Raw genomic sequence first — 12,467 nt, 5'->3', positions numbered from 1 at the left:
AATTCTATTGCGCCCGCTCGTCCCACCAGGTGTTGAGCTGGTAGCCATAAAGCGGCAGTTTCTTCGGATAACCTATATGCTTGCGCCGCGCCACCCACTGATCCGCGACATGATAAAGCGGCACGAGATAGTGACCCGAAACCAGCAGACTGTCATAGGCGCGCACTGCGGCCTGAAAGTCTTCTTCCGAGCGGGCGCTTTGCATCGCGGCAATCATCCGGTCGAGATCGGGATCGGCGGTTCCGGCAAAGTTGAAGCTGCCCTGGGTATCTCGTGACGAAGATCCCCAGCGCCCCACCTGCTCGATGCCGGGCGACAGGGAGGAGGGGTAGGATTTGACGATCATGTCATAGTCGAAACTGCCGGAGCGCGACTGGTACTGCGAATCGTCGACAGTGCGGATCGACATTTCGACGCCGATCAGCCTCAGGGTCCGCTGATATGCGATCGCCAGCTTCTCCTGGTCCTGCGTCTGCGTCATCACCTCGAAGGAAAGCTGCCGGCCGGCCTTGTTGACCATCTTGCCGTTGCGGATCCTGTATCCGCCCTTGGCGAGCAGATCGACGGCGCGGCGTAAGATCTGCCGGTCGGCGCCGGATGCATCGGTTTTTGGCACCTGGTAGGTTCCGGCCAGGATTTCCGGCTCGACGCGATCCTTCGCAGACCCCAGAAGCGCCAGCTCCCGCGTATCGGCGGGATGACCGAGGAAGGTCAGCGGCGAGTTCTGCCAAAAGCTTTGCGTGCGGGTATAGGCGTTTTCGAACAGGTTCTTGTTGGCCCATTCGAAATCGAAGGCAAGCGAGAGACCAGCCCTCACATTGACATCGGCGAAGATCGGCCGGCGGATGTTGAAGACAAAACCGAGCATGCCGGTCGGCAATTGCGACTGAAATGTCTCTTTGACCGCATCGCCATTGGCAAGCGCCGGGAAATCATAGGCGCGATCCCAATGGGTTGGGCTGCCGTCCGGATAGATGTCGATCGCGCCCTTCTTGAAGGCTTCGAACAGCGTGTTGTCCTGCAGGAAATATTCGACACTGATCTCGTCGTAATTGTCGAAGCCGACTTTTGCGGGAATGTCCTTGCCCCAGTAGTCGGGATTGCGCTGATAGACGATCCGCTCGCCCGGCGACACGGACTTGATGAGATAGGGGCCGGAGCCGATCGGCGGCTTAAGGGTCGATTGGTCGAAGGTTGCAGCATCAATCGCATGTTTCGGCAGGATCGGCGTCGAGGCGGCGATGATCAGCGGAAATTCGCGGTCGGCCTTCTCGTTGAAGGTGAAGCGAATGCCGTTTTCGCCGACCTTTTCCATCGACTTGACGGGATCGAGCCGCTTCGAGAATGGTACGCGTCCCTTGTCACGCAGGATCTCGAAGGAGAAGATCACGTCCTCCGGCGTCACCTTCTGCCCATCGGACCATTTCGCCTTCGGGTTGAGGTTAAACTGGATATAGGTCCGGTTCTCGTCCCATTCGACACTTTCGGCCAGGAGGCCATAAAGCGTGAACGGCTCATCTGACGAGCGCACCATCAGCGATTCGTAGATGAAATTGCCAAAGCCCGGATCCCAAATGCCGCGCGCCGTTGTGCGGATGCTTTTCAGGTTGAACGGATTGAGGCTGTCATAGGTGCCGACGACGCCATAATGGACGCTGCCACCTTTTTTCACCTGCGGATTGACGTAAGGGAAGTTCTTGTAGTCCGCGGGAAGGTCCGGCTCACCATGCATGGCGATGCCGTGCAGCGGCTCGGCGATGACCGGCGTGGTCATCAGCGCGGTAGCCATTCCTGCTGTGACCATGACCATGTTCGTCATGAGCAACGTGGTCGCGAGAGAAAGCATACGCCGCATGACACCGTCCTGAACAACAACTCGACTGATTCGGATGGAAAATAGCCCATCACCCCCGGCTCACCAACCGTTCCAGGGCAAAGCAACGGTGGCATGAGTTAAGGCATTGTCAAAAAATACGAAAAGAAAGGCTGGATATCGACGGCTCGGCGATGTAACAGAAGTGCGAACAGGCGGGTCATTCAATTGCCTCATTTGAACGACAGTTCACGGGGCAGTAGGACACGCCGGGGCGTGCTTGGCGTAAGGCCGCACCCCGACGGATTTCAGGAGACGGATTTCGTTATGAAGCTTAAGGCAACCCAAGTCATGCGGACGGCAATGTCTGCACTCGCACTTTCCTTCGGCGCGAGCGCGCTGCCGCTTTCCGCAATGGCGCAGGAAGCTGCACCGGCCCAGGGCGCTCCGGGTGCTCCGCCGCTCGGTTGGTTCAAGACCTGCACCAAGCAGGACGATGCCGACCTCTGCGTCGTCCAGAACGTCATTCTCGCGCAGAACGGCCAGCTGATCACTGCCGTTGGCCTGATCAGCGTCGAAGGCAAGGTCAACCGCAAGCTGCTGCAGGTTTCGGTTCCGACCGCCCGCATGGTTCAGCCGGGCATCGTCATGCAGATCGACGGCGGCAAGGGCCAGAAGCTCGATTACGCCATCTGCCTGCCGGACAAGTGCACCGCCGAAGTGCCGCTGACCGACGCGATGATCGCGAGCCTCAAGAAGGGCACGGACGTGGTCTTCACATCGATCAACTTCCGCCGCGCTCCGAACCCGATCAAGGTTTCGCTGAGTGGCTTCACCGGCGCCTATGACGGCGCGGCAATCTCCCAGTCGCAGCTTGCCGAAAGCCAGCGCAGCCTGGAAGAAGGCATGCAGAAGAAGGCCGAGGAAGCCCGCAAGAAGCTTGAAGAAGCGCAGAACGCTGCCAAGCAGGGCCAGTAAGCCTCGTCTTTCACAGTTCAAGAAAAAGCCCGGTTCATCGAACCGGGCTTTTTTGTTTGCATACATTTTTGGAAAGATCCGCGAGCCTCAATGGGCGAGCATGACCTTGGGCTTCAGGTGTCCGCTCGGGCCGCGGTCAAAGATCTGGTAGACCTGCGGATTGCGCAGCGGCTGGCCGCTTTCGTCATGCACCAGGTTCTGCTCCGAGACATAGGCCACATATTCGGTTTCGTCGTTTTCGGCCAGAATATGGTAGAAAGGCTGGTCCCTGTTCGGGCGGATCTCTGCCGGAATGGCGTTCCACCATTCCTCCGTATTGGAAAATTCCGGATCAACGTCGAAGACTACGCCTCTGAAGGGGAAAACCTTGTGGCGTACGACTTCTCCGATCGTGAATTTGGCATTCCTCTGTTTCATGGTGCGACATCCTTTCGCAGTCCAATGTGGGAATAAAATTCTCCGGCATCAAGTCACTAATGCATCTGTTCAGGTATCGTTCCTTTTAAGCTTAAGGTTTTGCTGCATTCCGGCCACGCGCGGTGGCGAGAATGACGCCGCCAAGCACGAGCACCACGCCGGTCGCGTGATAGGTCTCGAAACTTTCACCAAGGAACAGAACCGCCATGACGATCGAAAGCGGCGGCATCAGATAAAGCGTCACGCCGGCAGTCGCAGGTCCGAAGACGCGCACCGTGTGCTGGAAGCAGTAGAAGGCGGCGAGCGACGCGAAGACCACCATGCCGGCGATCTTCCACCAGTCGGCGGCGGAATCGGGCACCGCACCGCCATGGGTGAACTCGTAAGCTGCTGGCGGCAGCAGAACGAGAGCGCCGGAAAGCGCGATCAAACCGAACAGGCTGAGCGGTTTCAGCGCCTTCAGGGCGGGCTGCCGCAACAGGATCGAATAGATCGCAAAGGCAATCGCGGCAGCCAGAATCCCGAGATCGCCGATATTGAAATTCAGGTGCAGCAGCGCTGCCGGATCGCCGCGCAGGACGATGACCACGACACCGACAAAGGCGATCGCCATGCCGATCAGTTCGCGGCCGCCGATCGGGCGCCCTGAAAACAGGAACTGGAAAACGATGATGAACAGCGACGAGGTCGTATAGATCAGCGTGCCGTTGGAGGCGGTGGTGAAATTCAGCGCCCAATAGACGACACCGCCGCAAACGCCCATGCCGAGAAAGCCCAGCACCAGCCAGAGCCCGAAATGTCGGCGCAGCAGGGTGAGCGAGGCGTGCCGGTCGGCATAGATGAAGGGCAGCATGACCAGCGTCGAGCCTAACCAGCGCAGGAAGGCCGTGATGAACGGCGCCACGTCGCCGATAATGCCGCGGCCGAAGATGATGTTACTGGAAAAGAACAGCGGAACGAGAAGGAAGATCAGCCAGTCGGTCGGCCCCGCCGAAGTCTGGGTCGAGGTTGGCTTGGAGGTATCGGCCATGAAGCACCGGAAGAGAAAGCCGGGGCAGGGTGGCCGGCATGATCTGAAAACGGAAACGGCGGGATTTCCCCCGCCGTCTCTGGTTTGAATGATGTGACCGTCAGGCCGAGTAATACATATCGAACTCGACCGGATGCGGCGTCATTTCGAAGCGCATGACTTCCGCCATCTTCAGTTCGATATAGGCGTCGATCTGGTCGTCGTCGAAGACGCCGCCGGCGGTCAGGAACTTGCGATCCTTGTCGAGAGCGTCGAGGGCTTCGCGCAGCGAGCCGCAGACGGTCGGGATCTTTTTCAGTTCCTTCGGCGGCAGGTCGTACAGATCCTTGTCCATGGCTTTGCCGGGATGGATCTTGTTCTTGATGCCGTCGAGGCCGGCCATCAGCATGGCGGCGAAACCGAGATAGGGGTTCTGAGCCGGATCCGGGAAACGGACTTCGACGCGCTTTGCCTTCGGGCTGGAGCCGAACGGAATGCGGCACGACGCGGAACGGTTGCGGGCCGAATAGGCAAGCAGAACCGGTGCTTCATAGCCCGGGACGAGACGCTTGTAGGAGTTCGTCGTCGGGTTGGTGAAGGCGTTGATTGCCTTGGCATGCTTGATGATGCCGCCGATGTAATAGAGGCAGCTTTCCGACAGGCCGGCATATTCGTCGCCGGCAAAGGTCGGACGGCCGTCCTTCCAGATCGACTGGTGCACGTGCATGCCCGAGCCGTTATCGCCGAAAACCGGCTTCGGCATGAAGGTTGCCGTCTTGCCATAGGCATTGGCGACCTGGTGCACGACATATTTGTAGATCTGCATCTTGTCGGCATTACGCACCAGCGTGTCGAACTTGACGCCGAGCTCGTGCTGGGCGGATGCGACTTCATGGTGATGCTTTTCGACCACGACGCCCATTTCGGCGAGCACGGTCAGCATTTCGGAGCGCATGTCCTGCAGGCTGTCGACCGGCGGTACCGGGAAATAGCCGCCCTTGACGCGCGGACGGTGGCCGAGGTTACCGGTCTCGTAATCGGTGTCGTCGTTCGACGGCAGTTCGGAACTGTCGAGCTTGAAGCCGGTATTGTAGGGATCGGCCTTGTACTTGACGTCGTCGAAGACAAAGAATTCCGGTTCCGGGCCGACGAAAACGGTATCGCCGATGCCGGATGCCTTCAGATAGGCTTCGGCCTTCTTGGCCGTGCCGCGCGGATCGCGGTTATAGGCTTCGCCCGAAATCGGGTCGAGAATGTCGCAGACGATGACCATGGTCGACTGGGCAAAGAACGGGTCCATGTGCACCGTTGCCGCGTCGGGCATCAGCACCATGTCGGACTCGTTGATGGCCTTCCAGCCGCCGATGGACGAGCCGTCGAACATGACGCCATCGGCGAACATGTCTTCGTCGACAGCCGCAACGTCCATGGTGACGTGCTGCAGCTTGCCGCGCGGGTCCGTAAAGCGAAGGTCAACGAACTTGACGTCGTTTTCCTTGATTTGTTTCATGATTTCGCTTGCGCTCGTCATATGAACCTTCCTCGATGTTAGATGACGATAGGACCCGGGCGTTCAGCCCCGGTCAGATTGCATCGATCCCCGTCTCTCCCGTACGGATGCGGATCACTTCCTCCACATTGGACACGAATATCTTGCCGTCTCCGATCCGTCCAGTCTGTGCCGCATTGCGGATGGCTTCGATGACGGCTTCCGCATTTTCGTCGGCAAGCACGACTTCGACCTTCACCTTCGGCAGGAAGTCGACGACATATTCAGCGCCCCGATAAAGCTCGGTATGGCCCTTCTGGCGGCCAAAACCCTTGGCCTCGGTAACCGTAATACCCTGAAGACCGACTTCCTGAAGGGCTTCCTTCACTTCGTCGAGCTTGAAAGGCTTGATGATCGCTTCGATCTTTTTCATGAGAAACAAACTCTCCGCTTCTCCCCTTAGTCGGGCTTTTGCCCGACCGCCCATTTCGATGCAGATATCGTGCCAAACTCTTGAGACGCTTTCAAAAAAATAATGCCGGTTTGAGCGAAATCTTCTCAGTTTCCTGCGAATTGAGGGTGAAATCGGAGTTGTCGGACAGCTTTTTTGTGCATTGCGAAGTGATTTTGATCAATTTCGGAGCAAATTCGGGAATCAGGTGAGCACTTTAAGGATTGCTTTATAAGGTTATTTTGAGTGCAAATGCATAAATAATAACCACAATATCCGGCTTGTTTTGGCGCCTGTTTTTCGTTCAATGGGCTGATGGAAACAAAGCGCGATCACCTTCTGCTCACTCCCGAAGAAATGACGGCTGTCGATGCGGCCGCCACCGACTACGGTCTCGACAGCTTTGCGCTGATGCTACGGGCGGGTGGCGCGGTCGCGGCCTCGGCGCTCAGATATTTTCCCGGCGCGTTGCGTTTCGTCGTTCTCTGTGGGCCGGGCAATAATGGCGGGGATGGGTACGTTGCGGCTTCTGTGCTTCGGGAGGCGGGAGCTGCCTGTGCCGTCTATTCCCTGACGGACGTATCCCGGCTACGCGGTGACGCCGCACGGGCGCAGGCAGCCTATACAGGCGAGATCGAGCCCCTCGGGCATTATCGTCCGCAGGCGGGAGATGTGGTCATCGATGCCCTTTTCGGCGCCGGTCTTTCCAGGAATGTGCCCGAAGTCGTCAAGGCCATCATCGGGCAGATTGCCGAAGCGAAACTTCCGGTGCTGGCGGTCGATCTTCCATCGGGTCTCTGCGGTCGACGTGGCACGCCGCTCGGCGCTGCCTTCCGCGCCGAAAGAACCATCACCTTCATGGCGCGCAAACCAGGCCATCTGTTGATGCCGGGCAGGGAGCTTTGCGGCGAGACCGAGGTTTTCGACATCGGCATTCCCATGCGGCTCGTCAGAAGCAAGGCGGGGTGTACCGCCGAAAACGCGCCGGAATTCTGGCTCGGCGCCTTTCCCTCGATTGCTGCAGAGACCCATAAATACTGGCGTGGCCACCTCGCCGTATTTTCCGGCCCCGGCACGAAGACCGGTGCAGCCCGCCTTGCAGCGCTTGCCGGGTTGAAGCGGGGTGCCGGTCTGGTGACCGTCGCTGCTCCTGCCGATGCAATCGCCGTCAATGCCGCATCCCTGACTGCGATCATGCTGCATGGAATTGATACGGTGGGCGATCTGAAAGCCTGGCTCGACAGCGCCAAGATCTCAGCCTTCGTGCTCGGCCCCGGATTCGGGATTGGTGAAAAGGCGAGGGATTTTGTGATGGCGCTGAAGGACCGGCCGCTGGTCCTCGATGCGGATGGCATCACATCCTTCAAGGATGATCGCAATACCCTTTTCGAAGCATTTTCTGACGGCGAGACACGGCTGGTCCTGACCCCGCATGAAGGCGAATTCGGCCGGCTGTTTCCCGATATCGCCGCAGACCCGGATCTCGGCAAGGTCGAGAAGGCGATCAGGGCCGCGGGCCGCGCGCATGCCGCGATCGTCTATAAGGGTGCCGATACCGTTGTTGCCGCGCCGGATGGTCGCGCGCTGATCAACACCAACGGGCCGCCCTGGCTTGCCACCGCCGGTTCGGGCGATGTTCTTGCCGGCATGATCGGCGCATTGATGGCACAGGGGATGCCTGCCTTCGAGGCAGCGGCGGCGGGCGTCTATCTGCATGGCGAGGCCGGAAAGCGCGCCGGCAGCGATCTGACCGCCGAGGATCTGGCGATCCATGCCGGTGTATCGCTCGAAGGATAAGGTCAGTGGCTCTTCTGCCAGCGCTTGATCACACGATCACGCTTTATCCGCGATAGTCGGCGGAGCCAGAACAGCCCATCGAGCTGGTCGATCTCGTGCTGCAGGCAGACGGCATGAAAACCGGTAAAATCATCCTCGTGCACGCCGCCCGAAAGATCCTGCCAGCGCATGCGGATCTTTGCCGGACGTTCTATCTCCTCGGTCGCGCCCGGCATGGAAACACTGCCTTCGGTATGAATGATCGTCTGGGTGCCGGTCTCGACGATTTCCGGATTGACGTAGAAGAGAGGCCCTGCGCTGGCCGACAGTTCCAGCACGACGAGGCGGGTGTAGACGCCGACATGGGCAGCGGTAATGCCGACGCCCGGAGCGGCGCGCATGGTCTCCAGAAGATCGTCTGCGAGGCCGCGCAACGCGTCGTCAAAACGCTCCACGGCCTTGCAGGGCTGTGAAAGACCGGGATCCGGGTAGCGCAGTATTTTCAGAACGGCCATGGCATATCCTTTCTCGCACTTTCGCCGATCTGGTGCTCGCGGCAGCGCGCCGCAGCCGATGGGCTGGACCCTCGCTAGCATTTGCTCTAGCTGGACGTAAGGCGGCAAGAGCGAAGAGTTTGCTGCGGGCTATCCGGTTGTTGACATTCGGCTTTCGCCCGCCATTCTCGTGAGGATCAAGTGCAAGTGGCGAGGGCGGCATGAGCGATATCGGCGAAGACATCCGCAACCGCCCCCGGACAGACGAGACCGTCCACGATATCTATACCGAGGACGGTGCGGTTCGGCCCCGCTTTCTTGCCATGGTCGGCGCGGCGATCGCCGACCGCGACGTGCTTTTCCTGCGCCAGCATGTGGCGAAACTGCACGAATCGGAACTCGGCGACCTGCTCGAATCGATCCTGCCCGACCAGCGTCAGGCGCTGGTGCGATTGCTCGGCAAGGATTTCGACCTGACCGCCTTGACCGAGGTGGACGAGGCGATCCGTCTCGAAATCGTCGATCAGATGCCGAACGAGCAGATCGCCGCGGCGATCGGTGAACTCGATTCGGACGATGCGGTCTACATTCTCGAAGACCTCGACCACGAGGACCGAGAAGAGATCCTCGCAAAGCTGCCCTTTACCGAGCGGGTGCGGTTGCGCCGGGCGCTCGATTATCCGGAAAGCTCGGCCGGCCGCCGCATGCAGACCGAGTTCGTCGCGGTGCCGCCATTCTGGACGGTCGGGCAGACGATCGACTATATGCGCGAAGACGAGGAACTGCCGGAAAGCTTTACCCAGATCTTCGTTATCGACCCGACCTTCAAGCTGCTCGGCGTCGTCGATCTCGACAAGATCCTGCGCACCCAGCGGCTGGTGAAAATCGAGACGATCGCGCGGGAAACCAACCACCCCATTCCCGCCGACATGGACCAGGAAGAGGCCGCCCAGCTCTTCGAACAATATGACCTTCTGTCCGCTGCGGTTGTCGATGACAATGGCCGCCTCGTCGGCGTTCTCACCATCGATGACGTCGTCGACGTCATCCAGGAAGAGGCCGAAGAAGACTTTATGCGCATGAGCGGCGTCGGCGACGAAGAACTGTCCGACAGCGTCGTCGATACGTCTCGTTCCCGCGTGCCGTGGCTGCTGGTCAACCTGCTCACGGCCTTCATGTCTGCCTCGGTCATTTCGTTGTTCGAGGCGACGATCGAACAGGTCGTTGCTCTCGCCATCCTGATGCCGATCGTGGCCGGCATGGGCGGCAATGCCGGCTCCCAGACCATGACGGTGACGGTGCGGGCGCTTGCGACCCGCAATCTCGATATCCACAATGCCTGGCGCGTGGCACGACGTGAAGTCGGCGTCGGCCTGATCAACGGTGCTGTCATCGGCACGCTGGTCGGAACCGTCGCAGGTATCTGGTTCGGCGACCCGCATATCGGCGGCCTGATTGCGACCGCGATGGTGATCAACATGTTTGCGGCCGCAATGGCCGGCATCATGATCCCGCTTCTGCTCGACCGTGCAGGGGCGGACCCTGCCGTTTCGTCGGCGGTCTTCGTGACGGCGATCACCGATACGACCGGCTTTTTCTCGTTCCTGGGGCTGGCGACCTGGTGGTTTGCCATCAGTTGATGGAGACGGGCTTCGGCAAAAATTGACTGTTACGTAAAAGTCAATTATTTTTGACCGATGTATCAGGATCTCGCCGTGAACAAATATTATAGCATTACAGAACTGACGCGGGAATTCGGCGTCTCGACCCGCACGCTTCGCTTCTATGAGGACGAAGGCCTTATCCACCCGGAGCGGCGTGGCCGCACCCGGCTGTTTAGAGCGACTGACCGCCGTCTCATTCAGGAAATTCTCCGGGGCCGCCGTATCGGCTTCACCATCGCCGAGATCCGCGAGATCATCCAGATCTACAAGGAACCGCCTGGCGAGATGGGCCAGCTGAAGCTTCTGATGAAGCGCGTCGATGAAAAGCGTGACGAGCTGCGCCAGAAGCGCAAGGATATCGACGAGACCCTGGCCGAGCTCGGCAATGTCGAAGAGGCATGCCTCACGCGCCTCGCCGAAATCGGTGTCGGCACCTAAGCTGCCGACAAACCGTCAGCGCAAACCGCTATAACAAACCGTCACGGCTTGGGCTTTTCTGCCGCCATCGAACATTCATTGGCAATTGTCTGGATGCGGTCGTCCTGTGGTGCAACCGTACCGTTCTGCAAAGGCGTCATCAGGTTTTCGGCGATCAGACGGTCGGCTGTGCAGCCGCAGAAACTGGTGCAGAGCTTTGCATCGGCGGTACGCTGACAGCTCATTTCGCAGCTCAGCACGTAACCGCGCCGCGGGTCCGGCGGCGGCGCCGGATGAACCAGCGAAAACAGGTAGACGAGGCCGATCAGCACCGGCTGATGCACGAGATAGATGACGAGGCTGTGCCGGCCCGCCTTAGAGAGAATATTGCCCTTGGTCTGGATCCGGGCAAGGCCATGCAGCCACTGCCGATCGACCGCAAGCCTTGCCAGAGCGATGCCGGCTAGCGGGGCTGCGATCCAGGGAAACAGCGGCACGTAGTCGTTGGAGCGCGGTGGCATTTCGGCAAAGCCGATCCAGCTCAGCCATCGCGTATCGAACGTGGCAAGATCGAGCACGCCCGGCATCCAGAAATAGTCGAACAGCAGGCCGATCACGACCAGAACTGCGATCGCGGCCGTGAGCAGCGCCGGCATGCCGATAAAGGCAAGGCCGATCAGGCTGGAGATGGCAATGTTGTGCAGGATGCCGAAATAGATCCACTCGTCGGCAAACAGGAAATACGTGCCGACGCTGACCACGATAGCGGCTGCGGCTATGACGGCGAACCGTTTCCAGAAGGGGCGCCAGCGGATGTCGGGCGTATTGGCGAGGACAAGGGAAACACCCGCCAGAAACAGGAAAGAGCTGGCGATACAGCGGGCATAGATGCGGAAAAACCCCTGCGTCGCAGTGCCGGGATCGACATAACCGAAGAATTCGAGATCCCAGGTGAAATGGTAGGTCGCCATGGCGATGAGTGCCACGCCGCGCAGGGTATCGATGAGCGTGATACGTGGCACGCGGCGGGCGGAGTTGTCGCTTTCGGCGAAAGTCACGTTTTTCTTTCCTAACTCAGTCGATATCCATCAGCGCCAGCCGCGCCTCAGAGAAATATTGCCGGCGTGTCAAAACGAAGACGACGAAGGCAGTCGTCGCCATGAAAAAGTAGGGGCCTGCAAACCAGCCGAGATATCCGATCGACAGGAAAAGCGCGCGCAGCCCGGCATTGAAGTTTTTCGCCGCGATCGTGTTCATCCGCACGACCTGGTCCGCAGCCCGTTCGGCCTCTGCCCTGTCGGCATTGACGTCGTGCATCATCGGCAGGGCGCCGAACAGGATCGTGCAGTAGTTGAACAGGCGATAGGACCAGCCGAATTTGAAGAAGGCGTAACCGAACACGAAGGTGAGACCCGCGACCTTCAGCTCGAAGGCGGTGCGGCCGCTATAGGCAACGAAGGGCAGGTTGGTGAAGACGGCCTCCACCTTTTCGGTCGCGCCGAGCAGGGCGAAACAGCCGCCGATCGCAAGCACGGAGGTCGAGGCGAAAAATGCGGTTCCGTTCTGCAGGCCGGCCATGATCTGGGTGTCGATCATCTTCAGGTCACGGCGCAGCGAATTGTAGATCCAGCGCTTGCGGCGCTCCGCCATGGCGCGGTTGAGGCTGAGGCGCGGAAAGAGCCGGCTTCCGGCTCCGGCTGTCAGCCAGCTGTAAAGCGTCCAGAGGACGGCAAAGAATGCAAGCGCGATATAGTCTGCGATCGTCATGGGCCTCACCGGGACTCAAGAAGGTTTGCCATCTATCCAGCCTTCGTCATGCTTTTTTTCAGGCCTAGGGGCAAGGGGCGAGCTGTGGTAGACGCAGCCGGCGACGCCTATATTCGTCCCATGTCGCGCTGGTCAAACCGGATGTCGGGCCGCCGCCTGATATGCGGAGCGGTTTGGCTTAGCATTTCATCA

The 12,467-nt window shown here is 59.5% G+C and carries 12 protein-coding genes; 4 read left to right on the top strand and 8 right to left on the bottom strand.

Going from position 1 to position 12,467, the window contains the following annotated elements; all coding sequences use genetic code 11:
• Positions 1-4: 4 nt before the first annotated feature.
• A complete protein-coding gene (locus tag FHW37_RS30510; protein ID WP_246691013.1) occupies positions 5-1,810 on the bottom strand; it encodes an extracellular solute-binding protein in 1,806 nt (601 codons plus the stop codon).
• A 330-nt stretch (positions 1,811-2,140) separates the two neighbouring features.
• Here FHW37_RS30510 and FHW37_RS30505 point away from each other — a divergent pair, with 330 nt between their 5' ends.
• Positions 2,141-2,791, top strand: coding sequence for an invasion associated locus B family protein (locus FHW37_RS30505; protein WP_145643327.1), 651 nt, complete (start codon positions 2,141-2,143; stop codon positions 2,789-2,791).
• Positions 2,792-2,878: 87 nt separating this feature from the next.
• On the opposite strand, the gene hspQ is transcribed toward FHW37_RS30505, so the two are convergent.
• From hspQ to FHW37_RS30485, 4 genes are all read right to left on the bottom strand, one after another.
• Complete coding sequence (gene hspQ, locus FHW37_RS30500; RefSeq protein WP_145643326.1) at positions 2,879-3,208, bottom strand: heat shock protein HspQ; 330 nt, start codon at positions 3,206-3,208, stop codon at positions 2,879-2,881.
• A gap of 91 nt (positions 3,209-3,299) precedes the next feature.
• Positions 3,300-4,238 carry a DMT family transporter gene (locus FHW37_RS30495; RefSeq protein ID WP_145643325.1) on the bottom strand — a complete coding sequence of 313 codons (939 nt, stop codon included), beginning with the start codon at positions 4,236-4,238 and terminating at the stop codon, positions 3,300-3,302.
• A gap of 100 nt (positions 4,239-4,338) precedes the next feature.
• Positions 4,339-5,748: a type I glutamate--ammonia ligase gene (gene glnA, locus FHW37_RS30490; protein WP_145643324.1), complete on the bottom strand. Its 1,410-nt coding sequence runs from the start codon at positions 5,746-5,748 to the stop codon at positions 4,339-4,341.
• A gap of 52 nt (positions 5,749-5,800) precedes the next feature.
• On the bottom strand, positions 5,801-6,139 hold the full coding sequence (locus FHW37_RS30485) for a P-II family nitrogen regulator (RefSeq protein WP_011975544.1): 339 nt from the start codon (positions 6,137-6,139) through the stop codon (positions 5,801-5,803).
• A gap of 333 nt (positions 6,140-6,472) precedes the next feature.
• Here FHW37_RS30485 and FHW37_RS30480 point away from each other — a divergent pair, with 333 nt between their 5' ends.
• Positions 6,473-7,954: an NAD(P)H-hydrate dehydratase gene (locus FHW37_RS30480; protein ID WP_145643323.1), complete on the top strand. Its 1,482-nt coding sequence runs from the start codon at positions 6,473-6,475 to the stop codon at positions 7,952-7,954.
• A 2-nt stretch (positions 7,955-7,956) separates the two neighbouring features.
• Here the strand turns inward: FHW37_RS30480 and FHW37_RS30475 are convergent, their stop codons facing one another.
• On the bottom strand, positions 7,957-8,448 hold the full coding sequence (locus tag FHW37_RS30475; protein ID WP_145643322.1) for a peptide deformylase: 492 nt from the start codon (positions 8,446-8,448) through the stop codon (positions 7,957-7,959).
• A 200-nt stretch (positions 8,449-8,648) separates the two neighbouring features.
• Here FHW37_RS30475 and mgtE point away from each other — a divergent pair, with 200 nt between their 5' ends.
• Together mgtE and FHW37_RS30465 are read left to right on the top strand one after the other, a co-directional pair.
• Positions 8,649-10,067: a magnesium transporter gene (gene mgtE / locus FHW37_RS30470; protein WP_145643321.1), complete on the top strand. Its 1,419-nt coding sequence runs from the start codon at positions 8,649-8,651 to the stop codon at positions 10,065-10,067.
• Positions 10,068-10,124: 57 nt separating this feature from the next.
• Positions 10,125-10,529: a MerR family transcriptional regulator gene (locus tag FHW37_RS30465; RefSeq protein ID WP_186458479.1), complete on the top strand. Its 405-nt coding sequence runs from the start codon at positions 10,125-10,127 to the stop codon at positions 10,527-10,529.
• Between the two features lie 41 nt (positions 10,530-10,570).
• Here the strand turns inward: FHW37_RS30465 and FHW37_RS30460 are convergent, their stop codons facing one another.
• Both FHW37_RS30460 and FHW37_RS30455 read right to left on the bottom strand, forming a co-directional pair.
• Complete coding sequence (locus tag FHW37_RS30460; RefSeq protein WP_145643319.1) at positions 10,571-11,566, bottom strand: DUF1624 domain-containing protein; 996 nt, start codon at positions 11,564-11,566, stop codon at positions 10,571-10,573.
• A 16-nt stretch (positions 11,567-11,582) separates the two neighbouring features.
• The gene (locus FHW37_RS30455; protein WP_145643318.1) at positions 11,583-12,275 is read right to left on the bottom strand and encodes a DUF599 domain-containing protein; all 693 of its coding nucleotides are present in this window, start codon (positions 12,273-12,275) and stop codon (positions 11,583-11,585) included.
• Between the last annotated feature and the right edge of the window lie 192 nt (positions 12,276-12,467).

The sequence above is a fragment of the Neorhizobium alkalisoli genome, from assembly GCF_007829835.1.
Classification (GTDB): domain Bacteria; phylum Pseudomonadota; class Alphaproteobacteria; order Rhizobiales; family Rhizobiaceae; genus Neorhizobium.
This window is presented reverse-complemented; position numbering and strand designations above follow the sequence as displayed.

Coding starts and splice junctions, on each gene's coding strand:
- FHW37_RS30510 (WP_246691013.1), bottom strand. CDS start 1,810: ATGGTCATGGTCACAGCAGGAATGGCTACCGCGCTGATGACCACGCCG.
- FHW37_RS30505 (WP_145643327.1), top strand. CDS start 2,141: ATGAAGCTTAAGGCAACCCAAGTCATGCGGACGGCAATGTCTGCACTC.
- hspQ (WP_145643326.1), bottom strand. CDS start 3,208: ATGAAACAGAGGAATGCCAAATTCACGATCGGAGAAGTCGTACGCCAC.
- FHW37_RS30495 (WP_145643325.1), bottom strand. CDS start 4,238: ATGGCCGATACCTCCAAGCCAACCTCGACCCAGACTTCGGCGGGGCCG.
- glnA (WP_145643324.1), bottom strand. CDS start 5,748: ATGACGAGCGCAAGCGAAATCATGAAACAAATCAAGGAAAACGACGTC.
- FHW37_RS30485 (WP_011975544.1), bottom strand. CDS start 6,139: ATGAAAAAGATCGAAGCGATCATCAAGCCTTTCAAGCTCGACGAAGTG.
- FHW37_RS30480 (WP_145643323.1), top strand. CDS start 6,473: ATGGAAACAAAGCGCGATCACCTTCTGCTCACTCCCGAAGAAATGACG.
- FHW37_RS30475 (WP_145643322.1), bottom strand. CDS start 8,448: ATGGCCGTTCTGAAAATACTGCGCTACCCGGATCCCGGTCTTTCACAG.
- mgtE (WP_145643321.1), top strand. CDS start 8,649: ATGAGCGATATCGGCGAAGACATCCGCAACCGCCCCCGGACAGACGAG.
- FHW37_RS30465 (WP_186458479.1), top strand. CDS start 10,125: ATGTATCAGGATCTCGCCGTGAACAAATATTATAGCATTACAGAACTG.
- FHW37_RS30455 (WP_145643318.1), bottom strand. CDS start 12,275: ATGACGATCGCAGACTATATCGCGCTTGCATTCTTTGCCGTCCTCTGG.